Source organism: Clostridioides sp. ES-S-0108-01 (assembly GCF_020662285.1).
Taxonomy (GTDB): Bacteria; Bacillota; Clostridia; order Peptostreptococcales; family Peptostreptococcaceae; genus Clostridioides.
The window spans coordinates 48,051-72,511 of the sequence record NZ_JADGMN010000010.1 but is presented as its reverse complement, the minus strand read 5'-3'; the positions used below and the strand labels follow the sequence as shown (position 1 = coordinate 72,511).

At 24.2% G+C, this 24,461-nt stretch carries 41 protein-coding genes; 34 read left to right on the top strand and 7 right to left on the bottom strand.

The features are described from left to right. Positions 1-182: 182 nt before the first annotated feature. The 3 genes from IR152_RS11090 to IR152_RS11080 all read right to left on the bottom strand — a co-directional run bounded on the left by IR152_RS11090 (position 183) and on the right by IR152_RS11080 (position 1,949). Positions 183-488, bottom strand: a complete 306-nt coding sequence (locus IR152_RS11090) for an HU family DNA-binding protein (RefSeq protein WP_227451958.1) — start codon at positions 486-488, stop codon at positions 183-185. Between the two features lie 113 nt (positions 489-601). Then, positions 602-1,795, bottom strand: a complete 1,194-nt coding sequence (locus tag IR152_RS11085) for a LuxR C-terminal-related transcriptional regulator (RefSeq protein ID WP_227451956.1) — start codon at positions 1,793-1,795, stop codon at positions 602-604. Next, entirely contained in the window at positions 1,755-1,949 is a 195-nt protein-coding gene (locus IR152_RS11080; protein ID WP_227451954.1) for a hypothetical protein, read from the bottom strand. Before IR152_RS11080 ends, IR152_RS11085 begins: the two co-directional genes overlap by 41 nt. 591 nt (positions 1,950-2,540) lie before the next feature. Here IR152_RS11080 and IR152_RS11075 point away from each other — a divergent pair. Together IR152_RS11075 and IR152_RS11070 are read left to right on the top strand one after the other, a co-directional pair. Further along, entirely contained in the window at positions 2,541-2,786 is a 246-nt protein-coding gene (locus tag IR152_RS11075; RefSeq protein ID WP_227451953.1) for a hypothetical protein, read from the top strand. Position 2,787: 1 nt separating this feature from the next. Then, entirely contained in the window at positions 2,788-3,405 is a 618-nt protein-coding gene (locus IR152_RS11070) for a helix-turn-helix domain-containing protein (protein WP_227451952.1), read from the top strand. Positions 3,406-3,531: 126 nt separating this feature from the next. On the opposite strand, the gene IR152_RS11065 is transcribed toward IR152_RS11070, so the two are convergent. Together IR152_RS11065 and IR152_RS11060 are read right to left on the bottom strand one after the other, a co-directional pair. Further along, positions 3,532-4,476: a plasmid segregation protein ParM domain-containing protein gene (locus IR152_RS11065; protein ID WP_227451951.1), complete on the bottom strand. Its 945-nt coding sequence runs from the start codon at positions 4,474-4,476 to the stop codon at positions 3,532-3,534. A 17-nt stretch (positions 4,477-4,493) separates the two neighbouring features. Beyond that, positions 4,494-4,682, bottom strand: coding sequence for a hypothetical protein (locus tag IR152_RS11060; protein WP_227451950.1), 189 nt, complete (start codon positions 4,680-4,682; stop codon positions 4,494-4,496). Between the two features lie 1,563 nt (positions 4,683-6,245). Between IR152_RS11060 and IR152_RS11055 the strand changes: the two genes are divergently transcribed. After that, entirely contained in the window at positions 6,246-6,653 is a 408-nt protein-coding gene (locus IR152_RS11055) for a hypothetical protein (RefSeq protein WP_227451948.1), read from the top strand. A gap of 13 nt (positions 6,654-6,666) precedes the next feature. Then, positions 6,667-6,984, top strand: a complete 318-nt coding sequence (locus tag IR152_RS11050; protein ID WP_227451946.1) for a hypothetical protein — start codon at positions 6,667-6,669, stop codon at positions 6,982-6,984. Positions 6,985-7,250: 266 nt separating this feature from the next. Here the strand turns inward: IR152_RS11050 and IR152_RS11045 are convergent, their stop codons facing one another. Then, positions 7,251-7,490, bottom strand: a complete 240-nt coding sequence (locus IR152_RS11045; protein ID WP_227451944.1) for a helix-turn-helix domain-containing protein — start codon at positions 7,488-7,490, stop codon at positions 7,251-7,253. A gap of 62 nt (positions 7,491-7,552) precedes the next feature. Between IR152_RS11045 and IR152_RS11040 the strand changes: the two genes are divergently transcribed. From IR152_RS11040 to IR152_RS11005, 8 genes are all read left to right on the top strand, one after another. After that, positions 7,553-7,747, top strand: coding sequence for a helix-turn-helix transcriptional regulator (locus IR152_RS11040; protein WP_021373110.1), 195 nt, complete (start codon positions 7,553-7,555; stop codon positions 7,745-7,747). Between the two features lie 470 nt (positions 7,748-8,217). Further along, a complete protein-coding gene (locus IR152_RS11035) occupies positions 8,218-8,478 on the top strand; it encodes a hypothetical protein (protein WP_227451942.1) in 261 nt (86 codons plus the stop codon). Between the two features lie 13 nt (positions 8,479-8,491). Then, positions 8,492-8,794 carry a hypothetical protein gene (locus IR152_RS11030; protein ID WP_227451940.1) on the top strand — a complete coding sequence of 101 codons (303 nt, stop codon included), beginning with the start codon at positions 8,492-8,494 and terminating at the stop codon, positions 8,792-8,794. Positions 8,795-8,887: 93 nt separating this feature from the next. After that, complete coding sequence (locus IR152_RS11025; protein ID WP_227451938.1) at positions 8,888-9,091, top strand: helix-turn-helix domain-containing protein; 204 nt, start codon at positions 8,888-8,890, stop codon at positions 9,089-9,091. A gap of 267 nt (positions 9,092-9,358) precedes the next feature. After that, positions 9,359-9,670, top strand: a complete 312-nt coding sequence (locus tag IR152_RS11020; RefSeq protein ID WP_227451936.1) for a hypothetical protein — start codon at positions 9,359-9,361, stop codon at positions 9,668-9,670. Between the two features lie 94 nt (positions 9,671-9,764). Further along, entirely contained in the window at positions 9,765-9,953 is a 189-nt protein-coding gene (locus tag IR152_RS11015; RefSeq protein WP_167640929.1) for an AbrB/MazE/SpoVT family DNA-binding domain-containing protein, read from the top strand. 125 nt (positions 9,954-10,078) lie between these two features. Further along, the gene (locus tag IR152_RS11010; protein ID WP_227451934.1) at positions 10,079-10,336 is read left to right on the top strand and encodes a hypothetical protein; all 258 of its coding nucleotides are present in this window, start codon (positions 10,079-10,081) and stop codon (positions 10,334-10,336) included. Between the two features lie 67 nt (positions 10,337-10,403). Continuing rightward, positions 10,404-10,547, top strand: a complete 144-nt coding sequence (locus IR152_RS11005) for a hypothetical protein (protein ID WP_227451932.1) — start codon at positions 10,404-10,406, stop codon at positions 10,545-10,547. 168 nt (positions 10,548-10,715) lie between these two features. Here IR152_RS11005 and IR152_RS11000 read toward each other — a convergent pair whose 3' ends face one another. Beyond that, positions 10,716-10,889 (bottom strand): hypothetical protein, encoded by a 174-nt coding sequence (locus IR152_RS11000; RefSeq protein WP_015994367.1) that lies wholly within the window; start codon positions 10,887-10,889, stop codon positions 10,716-10,718. A 116-nt stretch (positions 10,890-11,005) separates the two neighbouring features. Between IR152_RS11000 and IR152_RS10995 the strand changes: the two genes are divergently transcribed. The 22 genes from IR152_RS10995 (at position 11,006) to IR152_RS10895 (ending at position 24,352) form a co-directional block, all read left to right on the top strand. Next, a complete protein-coding gene (locus tag IR152_RS10995) occupies positions 11,006-11,164 on the top strand; it encodes a hypothetical protein (RefSeq protein ID WP_227451930.1) in 159 nt (52 codons plus the stop codon). Between the two features lie 41 nt (positions 11,165-11,205). Beyond that, positions 11,206-11,442 carry a hypothetical protein gene (locus IR152_RS10990; RefSeq protein ID WP_227451928.1) on the top strand — a complete coding sequence of 79 codons (237 nt, stop codon included), beginning with the start codon at positions 11,206-11,208 and terminating at the stop codon, positions 11,440-11,442. 42 nt (positions 11,443-11,484) lie between these two features. After that, entirely contained in the window at positions 11,485-12,249 is a 765-nt protein-coding gene (locus IR152_RS10985) for a BRO family protein (protein ID WP_227451926.1), read from the top strand. Positions 12,250-12,261: 12 nt separating this feature from the next. Then, a complete protein-coding gene (locus IR152_RS10980) occupies positions 12,262-12,600 on the top strand; it encodes a hypothetical protein (RefSeq protein ID WP_227451923.1) in 339 nt (112 codons plus the stop codon). 40 nt (positions 12,601-12,640) lie between these two features. Then, the gene (locus IR152_RS10975) at positions 12,641-13,144 is read left to right on the top strand and encodes a hypothetical protein (RefSeq protein WP_227451921.1); all 504 of its coding nucleotides are present in this window, start codon (positions 12,641-12,643) and stop codon (positions 13,142-13,144) included. 46 nt (positions 13,145-13,190) lie between these two features. Beyond that, positions 13,191-13,337 (top strand): hypothetical protein, encoded by a 147-nt coding sequence (locus tag IR152_RS10970; RefSeq protein WP_227451919.1) that lies wholly within the window; start codon positions 13,191-13,193, stop codon positions 13,335-13,337. A gap of 39 nt (positions 13,338-13,376) precedes the next feature. Beyond that, the gene (locus IR152_RS10965) at positions 13,377-13,574 is read left to right on the top strand and encodes a hypothetical protein (RefSeq protein WP_227451917.1); all 198 of its coding nucleotides are present in this window, start codon (positions 13,377-13,379) and stop codon (positions 13,572-13,574) included. Between the two features lie 15 nt (positions 13,575-13,589). After that, entirely contained in the window at positions 13,590-13,823 is a 234-nt protein-coding gene (locus IR152_RS10960; RefSeq protein ID WP_227451915.1) for a hypothetical protein, read from the top strand. 132 nt (positions 13,824-13,955) lie between these two features. Continuing rightward, positions 13,956-14,258 carry a hypothetical protein gene (locus IR152_RS10955; protein ID WP_227451913.1) on the top strand — a complete coding sequence of 101 codons (303 nt, stop codon included), beginning with the start codon at positions 13,956-13,958 and terminating at the stop codon, positions 14,256-14,258. 22 nt (positions 14,259-14,280) lie between these two features. After that, positions 14,281-14,823 (top strand): hypothetical protein, encoded by a 543-nt coding sequence (locus IR152_RS10950; protein ID WP_227451911.1) that lies wholly within the window; start codon positions 14,281-14,283, stop codon positions 14,821-14,823. A gap of 221 nt (positions 14,824-15,044) precedes the next feature. Beyond that, a complete protein-coding gene (locus IR152_RS10945; RefSeq protein WP_227451909.1) occupies positions 15,045-15,539 on the top strand; it encodes a hypothetical protein in 495 nt (164 codons plus the stop codon). 3 nt (positions 15,540-15,542) lie between these two features. After that, on the top strand, positions 15,543-15,677 hold the full coding sequence (locus IR152_RS20035) for a hypothetical protein (protein WP_255624755.1): 135 nt from the start codon (positions 15,543-15,545) through the stop codon (positions 15,675-15,677). Between the two features lie 78 nt (positions 15,678-15,755). Beyond that, entirely contained in the window at positions 15,756-16,367 is a 612-nt protein-coding gene (locus tag IR152_RS10940; RefSeq protein WP_227451904.1) for a hypothetical protein, read from the top strand. 58 nt (positions 16,368-16,425) lie between these two features. Further along, positions 16,426-17,028: a hypothetical protein gene (locus tag IR152_RS10935; RefSeq protein WP_227451903.1), complete on the top strand. Its 603-nt coding sequence runs from the start codon at positions 16,426-16,428 to the stop codon at positions 17,026-17,028. 20 nt (positions 17,029-17,048) lie between these two features. After that, positions 17,049-17,381: a hypothetical protein gene (locus tag IR152_RS10930; protein ID WP_227451902.1), complete on the top strand. Its 333-nt coding sequence runs from the start codon at positions 17,049-17,051 to the stop codon at positions 17,379-17,381. Positions 17,382-17,554: 173 nt separating this feature from the next. Beyond that, positions 17,555-18,064: a hypothetical protein gene (locus tag IR152_RS10925; protein ID WP_227451901.1), complete on the top strand. Its 510-nt coding sequence runs from the start codon at positions 17,555-17,557 to the stop codon at positions 18,062-18,064. Between the two features lie 151 nt (positions 18,065-18,215). Continuing rightward, positions 18,216-18,737: a hypothetical protein gene (locus IR152_RS10920; RefSeq protein WP_227451899.1), complete on the top strand. Its 522-nt coding sequence runs from the start codon at positions 18,216-18,218 to the stop codon at positions 18,735-18,737. A 42-nt stretch (positions 18,738-18,779) separates the two neighbouring features. Continuing rightward, positions 18,780-21,134, top strand: a complete 2,355-nt coding sequence (cas3, locus tag IR152_RS10915; RefSeq protein WP_227451898.1) for a CRISPR-associated helicase Cas3' — start codon at positions 18,780-18,782, stop codon at positions 21,132-21,134. A 188-nt stretch (positions 21,135-21,322) separates the two neighbouring features. After that, positions 21,323-21,895, top strand: a complete 573-nt coding sequence (locus IR152_RS10910) for an integrase (protein WP_227451896.1) — start codon at positions 21,323-21,325, stop codon at positions 21,893-21,895. Between the two features lie 76 nt (positions 21,896-21,971). Then, a complete protein-coding gene (locus tag IR152_RS10905) occupies positions 21,972-22,145 on the top strand; it encodes a hypothetical protein (RefSeq protein ID WP_227451894.1) in 174 nt (57 codons plus the stop codon). A gap of 186 nt (positions 22,146-22,331) precedes the next feature. Continuing rightward, positions 22,332-23,273 carry a tyrosine-type recombinase/integrase gene (locus tag IR152_RS10900; protein WP_227451892.1) on the top strand — a complete coding sequence of 314 codons (942 nt, stop codon included), beginning with the start codon at positions 22,332-22,334 and terminating at the stop codon, positions 23,271-23,273. A 185-nt stretch (positions 23,274-23,458) separates the two neighbouring features. Beyond that, positions 23,459-24,352 (top strand): hypothetical protein, encoded by an 894-nt coding sequence (locus IR152_RS10895; RefSeq protein ID WP_227451890.1) that lies wholly within the window; start codon positions 23,459-23,461, stop codon positions 24,350-24,352. Positions 24,353-24,461 lie beyond the last annotated feature (109 nt).

Below are 24,461 nucleotides of genomic sequence, written 5' to 3'. Positions count from 1 at the left end.
TTATCCTCTCTTTCTTAATAAAAAGAAAAAGAAATACTTACTGCTATCTCACGACATGTGCTTTCTTTTTATTTAAAAATGGAGATTAATGGAATCGAACCATTAATAATCTCCTATATCTCCATAATGATAAGCCTAAGCAAGACTTATCTATTTTGTTTTGCATTTTATTTAGTTATTAACTATTTTAATATCATATGTTCTTTTACAAAAGAAGTTATAAATTTAACTGTTGGTTTAGTACTGGCTGGTACAATATATTTTTCTCCTTCTTTTCCTGGTAAAGTATGTGTTTTCTCACATGCTTCTATCTCTTTTCTTCCTATTTTTAGAAATCCACCTATAGTAGCGTCTTCACCTGATTTAAATATATCTACAACTAATTCTTTGAATATATCTAATATCATTTCTACTTTTTCTCGTGTTAATTCTAATCCTTCTTCTTTTAGTTTCTCTCGAAATAATTTTACGTACTCATTTTTTCTCATTCTCAATCTCTCCTCGACTTTTATTATACATTTTATTTATTTGTAGAAATATTAATTACCCCTACATATATTAATGTCTTTTCCAGCCGATTTTATACCCTATTTTCCCCCACTTATTTATTACAATCTTTACAGTTTGAACGGTATCTTCCTTTTCCATTTCTATCAAACCTTTGTATTAGCTTGATTTCCCCACATTTGCTACATTTTTTATATTTTCCTTTTACTAAATAAACATAATAATATTCATCTTCATATATTTCAGTATATTTATCTATAAATTTATTTACTATTCTATCAATATGTAAATTTACATTTTTTTGTGCTATACCTAATTGCTTGGCTATTTCATTTTGAGTAATTCCCTTCTCCCATGATGACAATATAATTTTTTGTGTATCAGTTAATTCTATTTTATTTAATATATCTTGCTTACTTAATGCTATCTCATCTATTAAGTTTTCATTGTAAGGAATTTGTAATAATGCTTTTACATGTACTGGGTCAAACAAATCTATTAAATCACAATCCATAATATTATTATTACCACTATCTTTTAATGGAGCTTTCCATACTATATTTTTATCTTTTTGTAATTTTACTTGTAACATATCATCTGTAACCATAGCCATTTGTCTCAATGCAAATTTATAAACATCGCCACCTTTTGTAATTTTGAGTTCTTTATTATTTATATTTTTATCTTTTGCTAACTTTTCTCTAAGCTCTTTACTATTTTTTAAATTTAATAAATACTGTTTATACTTATAATAATTTTCTATTTCTGGATACTTTACTCTATCTTTTTTAGTTATTTTTATATCTGGAGCTAATTTGAAATTTTTTTGATTTTTTAATATTCTTATTGGTTTTCCTTTTGAATATTCGTTATTTCCATTCTCGTATTCTACTACTTCTCCATGTTTTCGTATCTTTTTTTCTTGCTGAGTTATTCTTTTGAATTCTGTTAAAGATGTATATATTTTTACATTTTCCTTTTCTTTGTTTTTGTTATCTTTTGCTAATAAATATGTACCTAGTCTTTCTAAAAAATGACTTATATTAGTGTTTGACCATAATACATCTGTTGTGTTTAAATTAGCTTTACATATTCCTCTATCAAATATTTCTTGCCAGAATTTATCATCGCTGAATTTAAGACCTTCTATATCTTTTAAATTTAATAACTCATTAATAAACTCTTTTCTTTCTTCTAATGTTTCTAATTTAGCATTCAATTTAGATATATAATTCCAAATACTTTTATTATCTATTTTCCCTTTGAAATCGCCATTTACTAAAGCCATAGGCCACCCCCTCATCATTATTATGTCTATCACATTTATTACCATGATATTGGCATTCTGGACATTTATACATATTTCTTTTCCCAATTATATTCCAGTCATCTAAAAATTCACTATAATCCTCTCTTAATATTTTTATATTTTTGTTTACCATTTTCTAGTCCTTTCATCCTTTTGTATTCTTTAATTTTCTTCATATCTCAACCTCCATTTTATTTTTTATTTTTAATTTTATTTAGTTGTTAGTTATTTTTCATATATAAATTTCCTCCTATTAATTTAATAATTATCTCTATTTTATCTATAATTATATATTAACATTTTATAATATTTTTGTCAATTTAGTATTTTATTTAGTTTATCTCACTGTTGATAAGTTGTTGATAAGCTGTTAATAATCTGTGGATAACATATAATTTTATCCACAGATTGCTTTTTATTTGCATGTATAAATCTAAATTTATTATTTTTTATCCGTGTTACGTTTTTTCGACCAAGGATAAAATAGGTTATCGAGTAAATAATCGAAAAAATATTGAAATTTAGACATTATTCCGATATATTAAAACTTCCATAGTCGGAAAAATAGACTGCTGATGTTTTCGACAGTTGACAGAATAGGCTATTAATAATAACAAGGTTTTAATATCTTTGTTTTTGTATTTATTTATTTAGAAAAGAAAAAAAGGCTTGAAAAAACCCGAATAATAAATTACAATAATCTTATCGAAAGGGGGTTGAAATTTTGAATACGAAGAAAAAAAATATTTTTGAAGATACAAGCATAAGTTTAAGAGCAAAAGGATTATATGGAACAATTTTGTTTTTTAAAGATGACCCATGTTTTTCTAAGAAATTTCTATTTGAACATTTGGATGTAAAAAGACATTCTTTTAGGATGGCGTGGAATGAATTAAAAGAGAATGGATACCTTGAAGTAAACAGAGTTTTGGAAAAAGGCAAATTTGAATATCAATACAAATTGAATTAATATGACTGATATCTTAAAACTCAACTCTAATGATTCAATTGATATTCAAATTGAAAACGATAGTATTTTGTCTGACGGGTATGGGATATCGCCAAAATACTTAATGAAAAATCCTGAAATTCCAATTCAAAGCAAAGCAATATATGCATATTTAGCTTCATACACAGGTAACAAGAAATATTGCCATCCAACAATAGAAACTATTTGTAAAGATTTAAATGTTAATAGGTCAACACTAAATAAATATTTAAAGATTTTAAAAGAAAAAGGTTTTATCAGAGTTTATCGAATTCAAAATGAGGACAATTTGTATAAGAATAATGTATATGAAATTGTAATGTCTAAATCACAAATAAAAAATAACACAAATAATAATCACAAAGATGACAAAAAAAATGAAAAGTCACCTGAAGAAGTAGCACCTTCAACAAGTGACATGAAAGAAAAAATTTTAAACAAAATTTATAATAACAATATTATAGCACAAAAAGAAAAAGATGTTCAAGTATTAAAAGAAAGTGGATTTACTGAAATAGAGATATATTCTATGTCAGAAGAAGAAATTAAACAAACTGCAAATACAGCAAGAGAGATAACAAAAAAACAACAAAAGAAATAAGAAAAGGTCACTGAGATAGTGACCTTTTTAAATCTATTTTAAGCGATTTTATTTCTGAATATGAATAAATTATCATGGACGGGCATGCAACCATCTTAAAATGGCTCTCATTAAATATTTTTAGTATTATTGTTCAAGGTATCCAATTACATTTGCATAGAAACGAGAATCATCGTCCACTTCTAGTTGTTTACTTATAAATTGACTAGCATATTTATTAAATGTTTTATAGCCCCCTCCAATACCAACAACATAATATCCATCTAGCTGACCAAATTTATTAGTGATTTTATTAATCATATCATCAATAATAGGGTACATGGCATCAATATAATCATCTAATTTGTATTTAGAACCCTCATACTCTATAACATCAATATCATTTCTTAATATTACATCTATTTGACTTATTTTTATATCTGCACCATTTTTACTATTAAATTTATTTGCTATTGCTGTTTCAAAGTCTATAATTCCTTTTTCTATAGTGTCTGTTACATTAGGATAGTACATATCATCCTCGTAATCATATTCATAGTTACATAAATCTGTAGTACTGCCTCCAACATCTATTCCTAAAATATTCTGTTTAGTAGTAATCTTGTCTACGAGTGAAATAAATCCTGAATATCCTTCTGCTTTAACATCAACATTAAGTATTTCAAAGGTTTTTTGTTTTCCATCAATAGTAATTTTTATCTCTCCAGGTTGAATAAAAATATCTTGAAATAATTTCAAATATTTTTCATTAAACATTTGAGTTGGTGGTAATCCAGTTATCAATTCCACAGAAAGACTATCCTCATCAGGAAATATTTCATGGATCATGACTAAAACTTGTTCTAATAAATTTTTTCTAGTATGTTTAAGAACATTATTATTTAAATCTCCCACACCTAGATAGATTACCTTACCATCTTTTTTCATAACACGTGCTTTTGGTGATATTGTTTTTTCAAATTGAAGTTTATTTGGTAACTTTTTTAAAATTAATTCTTTTTCAATATATGCTGCTGAATTAAGCATACTATTACCTAAGTCTACTGCAACTTTTACTTTTTCTTTTTTCATAAGTAAATCCCCCTAAATTATTTTTGTGGCTTTAAAGCTCCTACTTTTCTTTTTTTAGCTGTTTCATTTTGATTATTAGTATTAGCTTCGTCAATATCAATATTATTATTATAAATTTCATCTGCATGTAATTGTAGTACTCTTTTACAATACAATCTTAAGCTTCTTTCATCTTTTTCGGCTAGTGATTTTAATTTATCAGCCAATTCTATTGGAATAGGTATCTGTAAATTATAAGTATCCTTTTTTATAAAAATCCCCTCCTTTTATAGCTCATTTAGTTTAATTATATTTCAATTGGTATATAATTACAATGTAAATTTAATATAAATTATATATACAATTAAACTATAATTGTAATACTATATATACTACAATCGTAAAGAAAATTATATTACAATTTGTTTTATATTTAATTATAAATTTTAATACAATTAATATACAATTGCATATTAAATATTAATAATTTTTATAAAAATCATACATACACTCCCTAAATTTGAAAATTATTTTATAAAATTTATCATTTTAGATTGACTCTCTGGAGTATAGTGTCTACGAAAATTGATATGAAAAATTATATGAATTACTATATATTTTTCTATAAAATAGGCATATTTATATGTTTTAATCTTGAATAAATTGCATGAAGTATATTTTGTTTGCATTGTATTGAATTTTAAGTAAAAAATGATAACTTGATAGAATTAAAATTTTGTCTATATGATTTTGAGATATTCAAATTTAAAACATACACTATTTAAAATTATTTTATGATAATTATAACTTAATTACAGTTAAAAATATGTATTTTATATAGTTTATATATAACCAAAATAAAACATACACCCCCTGTTGACGCTTTAACCTTATAATATAGTCTTAAAATAGAGATAATGCTATTTTTTTATTGTGAATAGTAAAACATGAATATTGAATTAATACTATTTTACAGTAGTGGGAGACGGTTTAAGATTGCTTAGGAGTGTATGTTTGAAAATTTAAGTTAGGAGTGTAATTTTGTCTAAGTGCTTATTTTAAAGGGTAAATTAAAAATGGGATGTAGAAGAAAAAGGACTATAAACTGATAATGATTATTATTTGATAACAAAGTATGAAAATAGCCCCCTTTTTTGCTGAATTAGTGTTAACGTCGCATAATCATCTTATTATGCGACGTTTTTAATATATGTTAAGAAAAGAAATTACTTTGCTGAAAACTAAGAAAAGGTACGAAATCATACTTTTTATTAGAAATGATAATACATCTTGTTTTAAAGATGATGATATAAGTTATTATTTTTTTGTGTTCATTGTTAAATAAAAATGCTTGTAGAAGTAGAACTCTTACATTATGACATTACGACATTATGACATTACGACATTATAGAATCATGACATATCTACTACTATCACACAATCATTACATCACTCATCACACTAACATTTATTTTCTTAATCATCAATCAAATTTACATATTATAGTAGATATAAAAAATATTTCACACAATTATGTACTCGTAAGCTAGTAATATCAACATGTTAAGCAATATTTTTATATGAACAATAACTAAATAAAATATATAAATATCATAGAATATATTGACAAATATTGTAAAGTAATGTATTATATAATCATCAACTAAATAAAATGAAAAGGAGATATGACAAATGAATACTTACGATGACACGAGTTGATTAGAATATTACGATTGATTGAATATAACATTAGAATTATGTTATAATAATAAAATAGGAGCGTGGTCGTGATGGAAAATAAGATACTAGAATTATTACAAGAAATGCAAGGCAGTATCAAAGAAATGCAAGGTAACATCAAAGGTATACAAGGTGAAATCAAAGGAATCAATACTAGACTTGATGGCATGGAGCATGATATTAAAGACTTAAAAACTGGACAAGTTGAAACTAACAACAGATTTGATATAGTAGAATCTCAATTAAAAGAGAATACTCAAATTCTTAAAGCACTAGAACATAAAGCAGATGTAAGCAAAGCAGAACATGATAAAATGTCTTTTGATATATCACGTGTTCAAGGTGATATGACTGAAACAAAAGAAAATATACAAGAGATAAGTAACAAGCTAAATACTTTAGAGACTGTTACAATAGACAATTGGAAAGATATAACTAAACTTAAAGCAATCAAGTAGGAGTATAAAAGGAATGAATGAAAAAATATTAGAACTATTACAGAAAATAGATAATAGACTTAATGGAATTGAAAATGAAATAAAAGAAGTAAAAACAGATATGAATACCAGATTTGATAGTATTGAAAAGAAACAAGATATACTATATAATCAATCTATTTCAACAGCTGAGGAAATAACTTCTATTAAAGATAACTTTGATGTAGTTGACATTAAGTTAAATGCAATAGAAACTAGAGTAATTAAGATTAATAGAAAGCTAAATGGAGCGACTGACCAAGTAGCTAGAAATATGGAACAGTTAGAAGAAATAAAAATAAAATTACAATAATACATAAAAAGTACTTGACATTTTGTTAAGTACTTTTATATTTTTATGATTTTTCCGACAGGTTGCATAATGATATATATATTTATATAAGTATGTAACCTATCGGATTTTTTGAAAGAACTATATAATAGTATATTTATACAATATAATATACAATACAAGCTATTTAAATCCATTTTAAGGGTATTGTAATACATTCGTCTTATGTTTGTACCTTTGAATTTTAGAATCGAATATAAAAAATAAGCTAGACATATATATCTAGCTTACAGTAGTTTCTTTAATGTATTAATTTGTTCTTGTACTATTGTTTTACTCTTACTATCTAACTCTCTATAATTATCTAATAGTTTAACTTCTTCTTCTTCAAGTTTTATGTTTTCTTTTAAATCTGTTTTACACAATATATAATCTATACTTACATTGTATATATTTGACAACTCAACTAATTTATCTATATCTATTTTTCTATTACCATTTTCCCACTTCTTTTCTTTATATATCATGTTTGACAAAATTCTATTATTAAAATATTATATAATATATACAACAAAAAGGGTGTGATAAGATGAAACTTGATAAATTAAAAGAATTAAGAATAGAAAGAGGATATAGTCAACAACAATTTGCTACTTATATAAATATATCTCAAAGAGCATATAGCTATAAAGAAGCAGGAAAAAGAGAATTTTCTATTTCAGAAGTTGAAAACATCTTAAAATTTTTAAATGTAGAACCATTGGAATTACTTGATTTAGAGTAAATTCCAATATTTTTTATATTTTTTAGAACATTTTTACTTGATTTTTTGTTCTTAATGTCGTATAATTAAATCATAGCAAGAGAGAACAAGAAAACACAGAGCCACCTCTCAAATGAAGTAACAGGTTAAGAACCTTCTTAAATCTCTAAAGCTATAAATAATATTAAGTAAATAAAATTAATAAAGGTTTCCAGTTAAAGCCTATAAAAAATTGAGGTATCAACAATGGTTGCTCCTATAATGGCACTCAATACAATTTAATACGACATAGCAGTTGTGAGATACTGCGTTATCAAAAGTACTAAAGATTAAGCATTAAAATTATAGTTTGTACTGCTTAACACCTATATGGTTATAAACTATCTAATATTTACTAAGATAATTTAAGCTATTTATATTAGATTATTTTAGTAAGTGTTAGAATATAACACTTAAATTATGTTATAATAATATATAGGAGTGTGAACGGTATGGATGAAAAAATATTAGAGCTATTACAAGAAATGCAAAAGGATATTAAAGGAATGAAACAAGATATCAGTGATTTGAAAGTTGGACAGAATGAAATTAAAGACGACTTAAAAGAAATAAAAGGCGATATAATAAAATTAGATTTAAAAACAGAGGATACAAAAAGAAGTATAAAACTTATGCAATTAGACATTAATAAAATAGAAACTATTACTAATTATAATCTAAATGACATAGCAACACTTAAAGCAATTAAGTAGGAGTGTGGTATTAATGGATGAAAAAATATTAGAATTATTACAAAAAATGGATAGTAGATTTGACAGAATCGAAAACAGACTAGATAGTATGGATGGTCGTTTTGATGGGATTGAAAACCAACTTAGCGATTTAAAAGAAGGACAAGAAGAAATCAAAAATAAACTAGACTTAACTTATAATCAAGTTGCTAGAAATATGGAAGGTATAACAGAAGTTAGCGAAAAAATAGACACTTTAAAAAATGACATGAACTTTGTAGAAATGGCTACATCTAAAAATTGGAATGAAATAGCAAAGTTAAAATCAATTAAATAGTAGTACATAAAAAGACACTTGAATATTGAGTGTCTTTTATATAAGCTCTTAGTATGGTATTATTATTCTATGATAATACTTGGAGGGTATAAAATGAATTTAGAGAGGCTAAAAGAATTAAGAGAAGAGCATGGTTATAGTATGCAACAATTTGCTACTTATATCGGTTTGGCAACTACAACATACAAAGACAAAGAATCTGGTAAAAGAAAATTTAAGGTTGAGGAATTAGAAAATATTATTAATTTTTTAAATATTAACCCTTTGGAATTACTAGATATAAAAGAAAAAGAATAATTTTTATATAATATCGATCGTAAAATCGTTGACAATTAGCGACCGATATTATATAATTAAAACATAGAAAGGAAAAGTTTAAAAATAAAAGTCGTAAAATCGACCATAAAATGCACATTGAAAACTTAATATGACATAGCAGTTGTGAGATACTGCGTTATCAAAAACACATCAAGTATTTATTAGAGTAATCTATTGATTGTTTTAATAAGTACTTGAATATAGTACTTACATTCATGTTATAATAATAAAAGGAGTGTGGTTATTATGGAAAATAAGATACTAGAATTATTACAGAAAATGGATAGTAGTATTAATGAGATGCAAGGAGAAATAAAAGGAATCAATACTAGACTAGATGGTATGGACAAGCGATTTGATAGTATGGACAGGCGATTTGATGGTATTGAAAATAGACTTGATGTCATTGAAAAGAAACAAGATATTTTATATAATCAAGCTATTGCAACGGCTGAAAATATAACAGAAATAAGAGAAGATTTAGGAGATGTACAAGTCACAACAACATGTAATCTAAATGACTTAAAAGAATTAAAAAAACTTAAATCAGTTAAATAGTAGTACATAAAAAGATACTTGAGCTATTGAGTGTCTTTTATATAACTCTTTAGTATGGTATTATTAAACAATAATATCATTGGAGGTACGATGAATGTATGAACAGAGAAAAGCAAAAGTATTATTTACTACAAGTGGAGGAACTGCAAGTAAAGGTTCAGTCACAAATAGAATAACAATTCCTACTAATTGGATTAAACAAATGGATATAACTAAATTAGATAGGGAAGTTACACTAACTTTTGATGGGGAAAAAATAATAATAGAAAAAATAACTGAGTAGATGTAAAATCTACTCAAAAAAACACTTGACTCATTCGGACAGAATGCATTATAATAAAAATATCCAAACAGATAAAAAAATTTAACAAATCATTCGGACAGAACAAATGAAAGGGAGATATAAAAATGAAAAACCTTTATTGTTATTTTGATTTAGAAGCTTTTGCAAGAGATTTAGAGCCTTACAAAAGCAGAATAATTGATGACTATATAGATGGAGATGAAATAGAATACTACAACAATATGGATACTATTGAATTTGCTAAACTTTACATTGGAGAATCAGAAAATATTAAATACTTAGCTAAAGAAGTACTTGAAAGATATTTTGACTATGACAAGTATGGAAAAGATATTCTATTAATACTATCATCAAATAACTAAATAAAAAGTTTTAGGGCGTTCTTTAAAAACGCCACTTCCAATAAAAAATTTGAAAGGGGAATAAGTTATGAAGAAATTAATAATCAAAATAAAATCGTTGTTTAAAAAAGATTTAGATAGTAGCTATTGGAGTAATACGGAAAGTGTTATCTCGAAGTATGGAACTAGTAATCAATTAGGGTTATTGAAACAAGCTAATAAATATATGTAAGTGCCTAATTTCAAACATTATTAAAATGTAATACTAGTTTTAGAAAAAGCTTTAAGTAGTTTTGAACATTAAAAATTAAATACAGAATATTCAAACAGAGATGATTGGATTGAAATATGAGAAAACAACGCTTCGTATACCAGAAGGCGAATAAGCCCAAAAGAGGACTTATTCTTTTGTTTCTTTACATTTTTCAGCATTTAATTTTTCTAAACCTAATTTGATTAATTCAATAGTGGCTTGTGTTCTTGTAGAGAATCTTTTATCAAACCTAAAATCATCAATTTCTTTTAAAAGTTCGTCATCAACTGTTATTGTGAACCTTGGTTTTTGAGTAGCCATAACATCACCTCACCTTAAGTGTATTATACACCAGTGGTGAAATGGTGTAAATATAAAAAATAAAAAGATAATAAAAAAGCATTGACATAGTTCACCAGTTCACCTATAATAAGAATATGAAGAAGTTCACCACTGGTGACGAGGGAGTGGAAATGCCAACTAAATCAAAAAGAATTTCAATAACTATATTTCTTGAATTAGAAACAGATTTAGATGTTTTAAAAAAGGAAAAGTTTTATGAAAAATCTCAAAGTATGGAACTAGTAATCAATTAGAACTATTAAAACAAGCTAATAAATTATAAGGAGGATGTAACATGATGAATTATTCTGAATATATGACGGCAACAGATTTAATAAATATATGTGACCTTTTAGAAGGTAAAATAATAGGAGAAGCAGGAACTTATAATTCTTTAAATACTAGACTGAGCAATTTAATCGGCTTAGAGTGGTCTTTAAAAGGAGAGGAACTAAGACATCAATTAATACGAAATATTAATAATATGATGTATTTAGATAATGAAAATAAAATTCAATATAAAGAATTTTAAATAATATAAGAAGAGAAATAGTCAATTTATAGGAGGATTAATATGAATAATTTAATGGTATTTGAAGGTAAAGAAGTAGAAATATTTGAATTTGATGGGAAGATTTTATTTAATCCAAGACATGTAGCAGAGTGTTTAGAATTAAGTGAAAGTGCAACAAGAAATCATTTGTCTAAAATGAATGATAAACAAGTAGTATTGTTAAGAAACTCTAATGTCCGAGATAAGGACTTTAGAAAATTGCATAATACAGGAGAAAATTTTTTAACAGAAAGTGGAGTATATAAGTTGATATTTGCGTCTAAAAAGAAAAAGGCAGAGAAGTTTCAAGATTGGGTAACAGATGGAGTATTACCAAGTATAAGAAAAACTGGTTCATTCAATATTAATAGTGAAAATATAAAAGAGGTATTAATGCCAGTGATGCTAAATGGCATGTTGGCAGGGTTTGAACAATTATCAATCGAAAATGAGAAGAAAATAGAAGATAAGTTCAATCAAATAGAGGATAAATTAGATAAGAAGTATGAGAAACAAAATAATCAATATGAAGAGATAAAAAATATGGTAGGATTTAAAACTAAAAATACTATGATGTTATCAAAATTATTAAAACTAAAATTATCAGAAATGGAAGGGCATAATATTAATGCATATAGCTATATTTACAGAACTGTAGTGACAAGATTATTTTCAAAATATGATGTAACAAAATGGGAGGATATACCTATCACTAAATTTAATGAAGTACATACTATGATAGATAAAATAAAGAGTATGGAAGACATATATAATTGGAATAATTAGGGGGTATTAAATATGAGTATAATAAAATCTTCAAAGAAATTTGATGGGAATACATTACAGAGAAATGCACAAAGAATAAAAATGATAAAACGTATAAAAGAGGATAACAGTCTATCAGCTCTAACTAAAATGTTCTTTGAAAATGTAAAAGAATACAATTTATATAGCGTAAAATACATAATAGAAAACGAATTATTTTATGAAATTGTTTCTATCGACATAATTTATAAGTATATAAAATATATTAATATGTTTAAAAATATAGAAAACAATTTTGAGGAAGTTTATAAACGAAAAGCCCAAAATGGTTTTAAAAGAACTATGGATTGGTTAATCAATCAAAGTTATTGATAGTATAAAATCCAATTTTAAGATAATAGGAGGTAATAACATGAATAAAATAGTTGTATTTTATGATGAAGAAGGATATCCAGTTTTCCAAATACTTGTAAGAAATGTAAAAAAATATACTAGACAAAATAGAATTTTTAAATTGGTTGATAGTTTTATTAAAAGAAATATAAATAATATTAATTTAAGTGATGGGAGAATATATGATAGCTCTAGTTGGATAATTTTTACTATATCAAAAACAGGACATTATAAATTAAAACTTAATCTTGATATAGACTATGATATATTAATTAAAAAGTTAGATATCAAAAAAAGTAAAAGAGAAAGTAATTCTAAAACAGAGAGAGAATTATTTTATATAGGAACAGGATGGTGTAAAAGAAAAGAAATATACAATTTACTAACTAGACAAAATCAAATTGGATACGAAGATTATGATACTTTAACAATAGATGGCGATGTTTATATAAGAACATATAATGAAAAATGTAGAACAATATTACTTCATAGTAATTATCAAAAAATATTAAAAGAGATATAAATAAAATTCAACTTTTAATAGGTAAAATATACAGAGAGGGTATGAGATGATGAAAAATATAGTATATGATGAAATGTGTAAACTCTTAACAGAGTATGAGGAAAGTATAGAAAATGTGGATATGGAAGATTTTTACGATATGTTAGTTAAAATTCAAAATAACTGGGAGTCAATAATAACTAAACAAGACTAAATAAAATATTAATTTTAATATAATAGGGAGGTTTGATTAATGATAATATCAGCATGGCAAAATAGTAATTCTAAGAAAGTTTTAATAGAAGCAAAAAAGGATAAAAAAAATATAGATGCTTTAATAGCATATACTAATAAAATAAAAGGTAAAGATATGACAATGGTACAATCTTGGATACTTGAAGAAGTAAATAATACAAAAAATAATGGTTATGGCATATATGAATTAATATAATTGGAGGGAAATAAAATGACAGTGGTTCAAATAATGGAAGATTATGAAAAAGGTAAAGGAGGTAAGACGTGTAAGGAATTAGCAAGACATAAAATGGTTACAACTAAGAATCATTATACAATACAAATTGAAGGTAATTATTTTAAGTATAAAAATGAATTATTTAAACATATAGAAGATGTTTTCTTCTCAGACTGGGACAATGGCATAGTGAGAGCAAATGACAGAGGAATAATTCCATATAAGTAAATAAAAGAATGATTTTAATAAGATAAACAGTTTATCAAACTACCATCATTATAGATATAATACTATAAATCAATTGATAATGATATTGGTTTGATAAAGAAATGAAAATTATTATATTAGGAGTGTGTAAAAATGAATGAATTTAAAAATAAGGTAAATGTAATAGTTGAACTAATAAAAAAAATCATGGTAGAAGATGATTATGTAAATATAAATGAATATCTTTGTTTGGAAAAAACATGGAGTGGAGAAATAAGTAATAGTGTTCTTATTATTCTGGATAATGACACTAATATATATGTAAGAACAAATGGTGAGTATAAATATATTAGCATAGATAGTGCCAAAGATGGAGATTGGAAGGATTATGATATAAAAGACATTTATGAATATGAGGACACTATAATTAAATATTTGGAAGATTATATAAAATAAAAAATATGAGGAGAGTATAAAAATGAATAAAAAAATAATTGATTTAAATAGAGAAGAGTTAAAAAGAGTTTATAAAACAAATAGTAAGTTAAGAGAGCATATAAGAAAAGATTATGAAGAAAATCAAATGTACATAGTAAGTCAAACACTAGATTATTTTAGAAACTCATTAGAAAATTATTCAATTGGTCTTTACAATAATAATTATATAAATATTCGTAATAAAGATAGATTTCTTGAAGGAGTTATAAGAGCAAATAGTGACCATAAATTATTTTACAATAATGATGATACAATTCTTTATGAAACTATAGCTATACAAAATGAATTACAACACACAGATTATGACGAGGAAAATTATAAAGTATTAGAAAATAAATTTAATTTAATGATTGAAGAATTAAAAGAAAATGTTTTAAAAGAATTTAATAATATGACAATGCAAGAAAGTGAAAGTTATTTGTTTGAAGCATTTACAATGATATATGTTGATGATGAGATTAATGACGATGATTTTTATATAGATGAAGATTATGTTTTATATAAAAGAGTGTCATATCTTTAATATAAAATATGAAGTAATAAAGTGTTTAAAATTATATTTTTAATAGGATATATGAGTTATCAAATTACTATAATTCTAAAACTTAAATGATAATGATAGTAATTTGATAAAAGGATTTTAAAAAGTATAAAAATGCAAAGGTATAAATACATTAAGAAGTTATTCAAAGAGCTTATACAAGCTTGTACGAGTTCATAATTATAAACTAGGAGGCTATTGAGATGAAAAATTTAAAAAGTATAATTATAGGAATGTTGTTAGGTTTAATTATTGCAGGAGTTGTTGGAGCAAAAAAAGTTGAGGCTGCCGAATTAGATAATTTTTATGTTGAGACTACAGATAGCGTTATTGAAGTGTTGGAAGATGAAAGTGTAATTCTGTATGATACTAAAGAAAAAGTTTATAATTTCTATCCTGCTTGCTTAGGTGATTGGAACTATAGCTTTGATAATAAAAAAGAATTGGACAGAGCAATTAATACTTACAAAGAATTATCTAGCAATATAAGTCATTCAAGTAAAACATATGTGGTTAATAAGTTAAATAACGATGGAAACATTAAAGTGTTTCTAAGCGATGGAAGTTCAATTGTTTATATAAAACAGGATAATAAATATTACTTTTATCCTTCTTGTATGGGTGACTGGTACTTAACATTAGATAATATAGATGATTTAAGAAGTTGTATAAACACTTATTTCGATGAGGAGGTATAAAATATGATAAGATATATAAAAGATATAAATAATATAAGTTTAGAAGAAGCAAAAGAATTAAGTGAAAAGGGTATTTATTTTATTATAAAAGATGGAAAATTAAAAGGTATTAAATTTGAAAATATAAATAATATATAGAAAAATTTTGACTTGCGACAAGTATAGTTCATCAAGTGTTGTTATAATTAATATATAAATTAAATGGAGGTATAAAATATGATAAGAAATGTAAAAGAATCTACATTAAGAAGAAAAGAAAAAATGTTCACTTTTAAATTAGACGAATCTAAAATTAAATTACTTTTGTCTATACTAGAGTCTACTAAAAAAGAAAATAATAAAGAGCTAAAAGAACTAGAACTTATTTTTAAAGAACCAAATGCAAATGAAGAAATTGTTGAGAAGTTTATATTAAAATATAAATATGATAAATATACACAAGATTCACAAAGTATAATGTTGAATAATAGAATATACTCAGTTAAATATGAAAAAGAAAAAATGGCTGAATTTGCATCTATCGAAGACTTTATACCATGTTATCGAAATTTTATAGCAAATATGGACAAATATAATGATGCAAGTGTATTTAAAGAAAAGGAATTTTATATTGATAAACTAAATAATTTTAAAAAGTCTATTAAAAATTTAGGCATATTAATGAAAGAGGATAATCCAAACGAATATGACGAGTATAGAGTATTTACGTATTTCTATTTGCCTATAAAAAATTTATTAGATGATAATTTTATTAATTTATTTATTAATGTCTTAGATGATTATAATAAAAACATAAATGATGAACTAGTCTATATCTATAGACACTAAAAAAGATAGTTGTTACATAAATTGAAATGAATTATTCAAAATAGAAGAGGAGTGTTATATGATGAATGAAAATATAAAAGATAAAACAAAAACTTTTGAGTTAGAAGAATCTAAGCTTAAATTACTGTTAAATTTATTAGAAAATGAATTAGAAAAAGAAGATAATAAAAACTTAGATGAATTGAAAGAATTAAATCTTATTTTTAAAGAACCATATTTAAACGAAGAAATTGTTAACAAATTTATATTAAAATATAAATATAAAGAACCTTCATACTTAGACTTGCCTCGAAGTGTGAAATTAGGTGATAAAATATATGCAGTCGAATATATAAATGATGATACAATTAAATCTGTAGCCATAGTTGATTATATCCCTTTTTATGAGAGTCTTATAAAAGATGTTGAAAAATATGCTAATAGTGGAGTATTTAAAGAAAAGGAATTTTATATTGATAAACTAAATAATTTTAAAAAAGATATAAATAATCTAGGAATAGAGATTGAAACAGATGACGAGTGTGAATACAAAATATTAACTATATTTCATTTACCAATCGAAAAAGTTTTAGATGATAATTTTATTACATCGTTTATTGAAATTATAAAAGAGTATGAAAAAAATGTTGAGGAAGAATTGGTTTATATATATAGAAAATAAGCTGAATGGAGGAGTGTTCTATGAATATAGAGTTTAGCGACATATTAGACTTAAAAGTTAATAGAGAAAATTTTAAAATAGGGTACGAACATGAAAGAAATACTTATATGTTAGTTACAGAAATTGGATACTTCATTCTAGATGATGTTTTAAATGAGAAAATAGATTATGCTGTTAATTATTTCAAAGAAAAATATAAGTTTAAAAATATCATAGATTTAATATTAGAACCAAAAGGGAGTTTAAACTTATATACAGGTGTAGAAGATAAAGAACTCGACGAGTATCTTTATAGGTCTAAGGATATTATGAAAAATGCAGTTGATTTTGCGATTTTTGATTCGCAAATGTAAGATAAAAAAATACATTATGGATATTAGGTGGGATAGAAATAGTAATTAAATTTATTTTCAAAAATTACAAAATAGAATTTAAAAATTATAAAGATGTATTATTAAAATACATTTTTATAATACAAAGAATATAAATATACCCTGAATGATATTTAAAAATAGGAGGAATTAAGATGAATTATAAAAAAATAAAAAGATTTTTAAAAATAATAGATAAGAATATAGATAAAATAGAAGAGGAAGCCATAAAAGCTTATAAGGAAAGTTTTTTAGCAGAAGATAATAATATAAGAATATATATCAATTTAGAAGGTAAAGTTGAAGCTATATCAGTTCAGAGCTGGAGCAAATATATAGAAGATATTTACGAAAGAGAAATTTTTATTTGTGAATTAGATAAAAGAAAAATAAGTGTTAATGAATTACTGGGAGAACCTTGTTACTTAAATGATTATGAAGAATTTGAAAAATGGTGTAAAATTAAAAATGAAGATTTGAATTGGGAAAATTATAAAAAATTCAACAAAGACAACTTTGACGAATTAGTTGAAAGAAATATAGAAGATAGTTTGTCAGATTTTTCAGAAGAAATAAAAAAGAATATTGAAAATCGTAAACAAGAATTGCAAGAAATAGTTGAAAGAAATATAGAAAATTATTATTATCATGATATTATTCTTTAATTAACAATTTGCTTAATAATAATTGATTTAACTTGTTTATTAAATTGCAATAAAATAATAAGAGAAGTATCAAAAGAAAATTAAATGATGAAGAATGTTATAAGACAAGCTATACTTATAATGTACAATATGAAAAGCTGGAGGAATATATATGTTTAAAATAGAAGTAGGTAAGAAATTAGAAGCAGAAATACCAGGTGGCTTGAGTATTATTTTTGGTGAAACTGGATTTACAGCTATATTCAAATTAAGCAATTTATCAGACAAAGAAATAGTTGAATTTAGAAAAGGTAATTTAAGAATAGATGTGTCTTTTTTAGACAAAATTATTTTCTTTGTATTTACAAATACAATGGGTATAGGGGATGCAGATATACCATTCACAATTCATTTATCTAAATGTAAAGAATTTCAAGAACTTGGTGAAAATGAAGGATATGCAATGGATTTAATGTTAGTAGAAGCTAATAACAATATCGCAAAAGGTTTCAGACGTGTTGGACTTAATACAAACACATCTAAATATTTGAAAAAATGTGTTATGGAACAATTAAAGTATAATTTTAATATGGATGAACATATGAGAAAGGTCAAAGAAATACAAAGAAAATACAACTCAAGAGAAATAAGAAAATTAGCAGGAGCATATTCTAAATTTGAAAGAAAACAATAATCATAGTATAAATTATATACTTTAAAATATTTGGGGGTTAATATGAAAAAAGAATTATTGGCTGGTTCATGTAATTTAAATAAAAAGGAACAAACATTAGTTGAACATATTAAGGATTTATTTAAAATATTAGAATCTATATTAGATACAGATTTGTATTCAGGTAAAGATATAGAAATACTAAAGATATGTTGTGTTTTGCACGATTTAGGAAAAATTAATTTAATTACACAACAAAAAATAGAAATTAACAATAAAATATCATCTAGTTCTTCAAAAAAAGAAATAAAAAAATTAAAATTTGAAAAAAAATCTTTAGAAAAGATAGCAAAACACAATGTGTTTTCTGGGGCATTTTTGAAATCAATATTAGAAAAAATGAATTTATCAGAAGAAGATGAATTTTATATATATAAAAGCATAATGCTGCATCATGGAAGTTATATAGATTATATGAAATTAACTACTAGTAAAGTACAAGAAGAAATTTATAAGTATATTGACAATGGAATTTTAGAAAACAAAGAATCATTTAATCTGAAAGATATAGAAGATTATATAAGTGAAATTTTAAATATAGATTTTAAATTTAATGAAGATGTACTGGATTATGATTACTTAGATAAATTAAGTGAAAAAATGGTTATAGAGAGTGATTATAATAATGGTCAAATAGATGACTCAGTTTTAAATCAAAGAAGAGCTAACTATATTTTGTACAAAGGTATGTTGAATTTAATAGACCATGTTGCACAAGGCACGAATAAAGATATAAAATTTTATAACGATTTTACTGATAAAGAAATTGATGAAATGATTTTAAATGATATCTATAATAATCATGATAATTTAGAAAAAAATAATATAGAGTTCAATACTATACAAAAAAGGCTGAGAGAGCTTTCTGGAAAAAATGTTCTGACTGTTGCATTTACTGGGTCAGGAAAAAAAGTTGCTGATTGTAGAAAGAATTTTAAAAGAAAATTATTTTTAGTTCCAAATCAATTTTCATCAGAAAGTTTTTACATAAAAAATATATTTAAAAATGATTATCTTGGATTACTTAATGGAGATATAAATTTATATTCATATAGTGAAGATTATAATGAACAAGATTGTGAAGTAACTTTAAGAGATATAGATTTGAGTTTGAATCTTTGTAAACCATATTTAATTGCAACCATTGACCAATTGTTATTAAGTATGTTTAAGTTTCCAGGGTATGAAATGATATTTGCATCTATAAAAAATGCATCTATAACTGTTGATGAAGTGCATTTATTGAATCCAAAGATGTTTTTAATTTTAATATATTTTATACAGTTTGCATGTAAGTATTTAAATGTTGATTTTCACTTAATGGCAACTATGCTTCCAAAATCATATAAAGAACAAATGATAAACAAGGGAATTATTTTTCAAGAAGAATGTAATGAAAATATCACTGATAAAGGAAAAATAGTTTTTATTGAGAGCAACAAGAAAGAAGAGATTTGTGAAGGTAAAAATGTAAAAGTTTCTTTTATAAAGGAAAAAGAAATCAAGTCAATAGTTGAAGGTGCTTTAGAAAAGAGACAAAGAATTTTAATAATAAAAAATACTATTGACTCAGCTAATAGCACATATAAGTTTTTAAAAGAAAATTTATCAAATAAATATAATGATGCAGATATAAATGTTTTACATGATAGATTTAAATTTAAAGATAAGGAAGAAAAATATAATAAAATATTGGATGAAAAGGGTGATATTTGGATATATACTCAAGAAATATCATTAGACTTAGATTTCAATATAGTAATAAGTGATTTGTCGCCTATGGATAGTTTAATACAAAGAATGGGTAAATGTAATAGCAATGATAAATGTGAATATGGGAATTTTTATATTCTACCTAGTGAAGATAAAATTTATGATGATAAACTTAAGAATATAACTAAATCTATTTTAAATAAAATATTAAAGACTGAATATATTTTTACGATGAGTATTAGAAAAAATATTTTGAATGAATATTATGATAATAGTGTAGTTAAAAAATATTTTGAAGATAGTTTTATAAATTGTGATAATGAAATTAAGAATATTTTTGGTATGTATAAAGCTGATTTAGATGGTTTGGATTTAATATTTAATTTTGAACCTTATAAACATATTGTTGATAATGAGAGCGAAGCATCTAAGCTTTTTAAAGCTACTTATGCAAACTGTAAAATTATTCTTGAGGAAGATTTTTATCGAGAAGATATAGATTTACAATACAATACAATTCAAGTATCAGGATTTATATTTAATAGATTATGTTATTTGAAATTAATAAAAAAATTAGAAGGATATATGGTACTAAAATCTAGTAATAAATTAAAGTATAACAGCACTTTAGGGTTGATTTTGTAATGAGTATACATATAAAGTCAATATACTAAATTACAGCATATTGACTTTATTATTTACTTATTAATAGGTGTAATGTTGTAAAAAATGATATAGTTTAGAAAGATATGTAGATTAAACATAGAATTAAAAGATTAACATAGTATGACAATAGTAATCTCATGTAGTATACTTGATTTAGAGGTGAGTATATGACTTGGAATGATTTAAAAAACAATGATATAACATATATAGTTGAATATATTAATAGTAAGTTAAATAACAACAGGAGCTTGACTAAAGTTGCCATAGAGCTTGGTGTGTCTGAAAGTAGTATAAGAAAATATCTTACTAAAAGAGGCTATAAACGTATAAATGATGAGTATATATTTATTGGTGACAATGGTATGACAAAGGTAGTGAACAATAAATCAAAGAGTAATAATGATAATATATTTAATATGACAATAGAAGATGACAACAGTAATAACATAGTAGTTGACAATCAATTTAAAAATAATATAATTTCTTTAGCAAAAGACTATGACAAGATACAAGATGTATTAAATTGGTTTGAGAATAAAGAAGATACAAATGTAATAGAGGTTGTACAGGATGGTATTAAGATTGATTTACCTTCTAAAGATGCTATAAGAACTACAGTTAGATTGAATAAAGATGTATGGAACTTATTTGATGAGTTTTGTGAAAAATTCAGAGAGTTTAATAAGTCTGATTTGATGAGTATGTCATTATTGGAATACATAAAGAAGTATGGTCAATAACATTTTTGTATTGTTGTAATCATTACTATTTTAGGGTAATATAAATATAACTATAATATAAAATGAAGGTATTATTATGGTCGATAAAATAACAATAGATGAAGTACTTGAATTTATAAAATCAAAAAGTTATATATATAGTCAAGAAATCAGAAAAGAATTAGATAATCTTTGTTCTATTTCTGACAATGAAATAGATAGGTGTATAGAAGAAAATGATGATATATTCAGAAGGTTGGCAAGTAAATGATTATACTTGAGTATACATGTAAAATTAACTTAAATAAACTCGTAGTTTTAGTTTAATATCTTATCAAAAAATTTTATATTTTAGTAAAATATTAAACTAAATAAAATATAAAATAAATTAAAAATATTGACAACTAAATAAAATATGTATATCATATAAATATAATATAAAAGGGATGTGATACATATGACTGGAATAGAAGCTCTAGAAGAATTTTTATTAAATTTAAAGTTATATAATGATAGAGACGAGAAGACAATAAAAGCATATAGGGCTGATGTAAAAGAAGGCATAAGGTATTTATTTGAAAAAGAAGATTGTACAATGGAAGAACTTGATAAAATACTTTTTACAGATATACAAGAAAAATGGTTTGTCTTATTAAAAGAAAAAGGAATGAAAGCAGCCACAATAAATAGAAAAAGAGCATCATTTAAAGCTTATTGTGGTTTTCTTAAAGCTAAGGGTAAAATTGAAAATAATCCAGTTTCATATGTCAAAAAATTACAAGATAAAGTTCAATCTGAGAAAAAGATATTAACTAAAGATGAAATTATTAAGTTATTAAAAACTGTAAACAGCATATATGTTGATGATGAAAATTATGATACTTGTAGAAATAGTTTAATTATAAATTTACTTATTTCGACTGGCATGAGAATTCATGAAGTAGAAAAAATGAATATGGGAGACATAAATTTTTCGAATGGAGATTTTGAAGTAGTTGGAAAAAGGAAATTAAAAAGAAATGTAAGTTTGAATAAACAAGTTTTAAAACTATATGTGAAATTTTTATATTTTAGAAATCAAATTGAGGGGAAGGAAGATAGCAAAAATAGCAAAAATGCTTTATTTTTATCTAAAAACAAAACAAGATTGACTACAAGGTCAATTGAAAGAATAGTAAAAAAAGTATTAAAATTAGCTGAATTGCCTCACGTGACACCACATAGTTTTAAACATAATTTTGTTTCAATAATGTGTGAAGAGGGTGTAAAATTAGAAGATATAGGGAAGTTTACAGGCAATAGAAATATACAAACTATGTATAAACATTACATGCATCAAGCTACAGAAAACAATACAAAAAAAATGACTGAAAACAATCCAATATATTTTAATCTTTAAGAAGGAAATTGGTAAATATCATGTATTTAACTATAAAACAATAAGTAAAATATCTTTCAAAAGAAATATGAATTTTCTGGGAAAGGGATAAAAAGAGGTTTGTATTAGACAAAAGAGGAAAAATTCTTAATGCAGATGTAAATGGAGCGTTAAATATATGTGCTTAAAAGGAGTGAATTAAAAAAATGATTAATAAATTAGAAAGTACAATAAAAGAAGAAGAAGTAAGACGCAACAGAATAAACGGATACTTAGAAGAGTTTATAACTAAAGCTAAAATAGAAAAAATAAGTAACTTAAATGAACAAAATATAGATAATTTTATAAAAGGGAAATTAATAGGGGAATCTGCTACAACTGTATATACTAATTTAAGAATGCTAAGACATATATTAAAAGAAAATAATTGTAATATAAATATAGATACTAATAAATATACAGATATGATAAAATTTAATGCTAATAAATATTTTACAAGAAATCAAATAAAGAATATCTGTAGTGCATTTTTAAATGCTCAAGACAAATTTATAGTTTATGCACTATTTGAAGGTATAATGGGGAAAGATTATACAGAATTAAGAAATTTAAAAGTTTCAGATATAGCAGAGGATTATTCATATATAGATCTACCAGATAGACGATTTATTTGCGATGATTATATGAAAGAAATATTAGAGGATGTTATTGCAGAAGATTATTATACTAAAAGCGAAATAAAGGGAAGCACTAAGGAAACAGAATATAAATTTAATATGGATTGTGAATATGTCATAAAAACTAGGCCTACCAAATTGACCGATCATGGCATGAAACCTATTAGTAAAAATGGTATACAAAATAGACTGAAAACTTTATCAGTAGCATTTTCAGATTTAAACATACATCTAACTGGTAAGACTTTGCAAAAATCAGGAATAATATACGATATGTACGAGCAAGAAGCTTATGAATGTGTATCATGGACTATTCCTGAAATAAAAAAATATTTAGATCTAAAATGTTTGAAAGGTGATGTAAATAATATATATAAATCATATCATCAGAGATATCATAATTTAAAAACCAATCGAGAATAAATATCTTTTTATAAATGTGCATATTGGTGCATTTATAAAAAGATTTAACAAATCTATAAAATCAAAAAATAAAAAATAATGAATAAATTTTAGAAAAAACTGGTAGAAC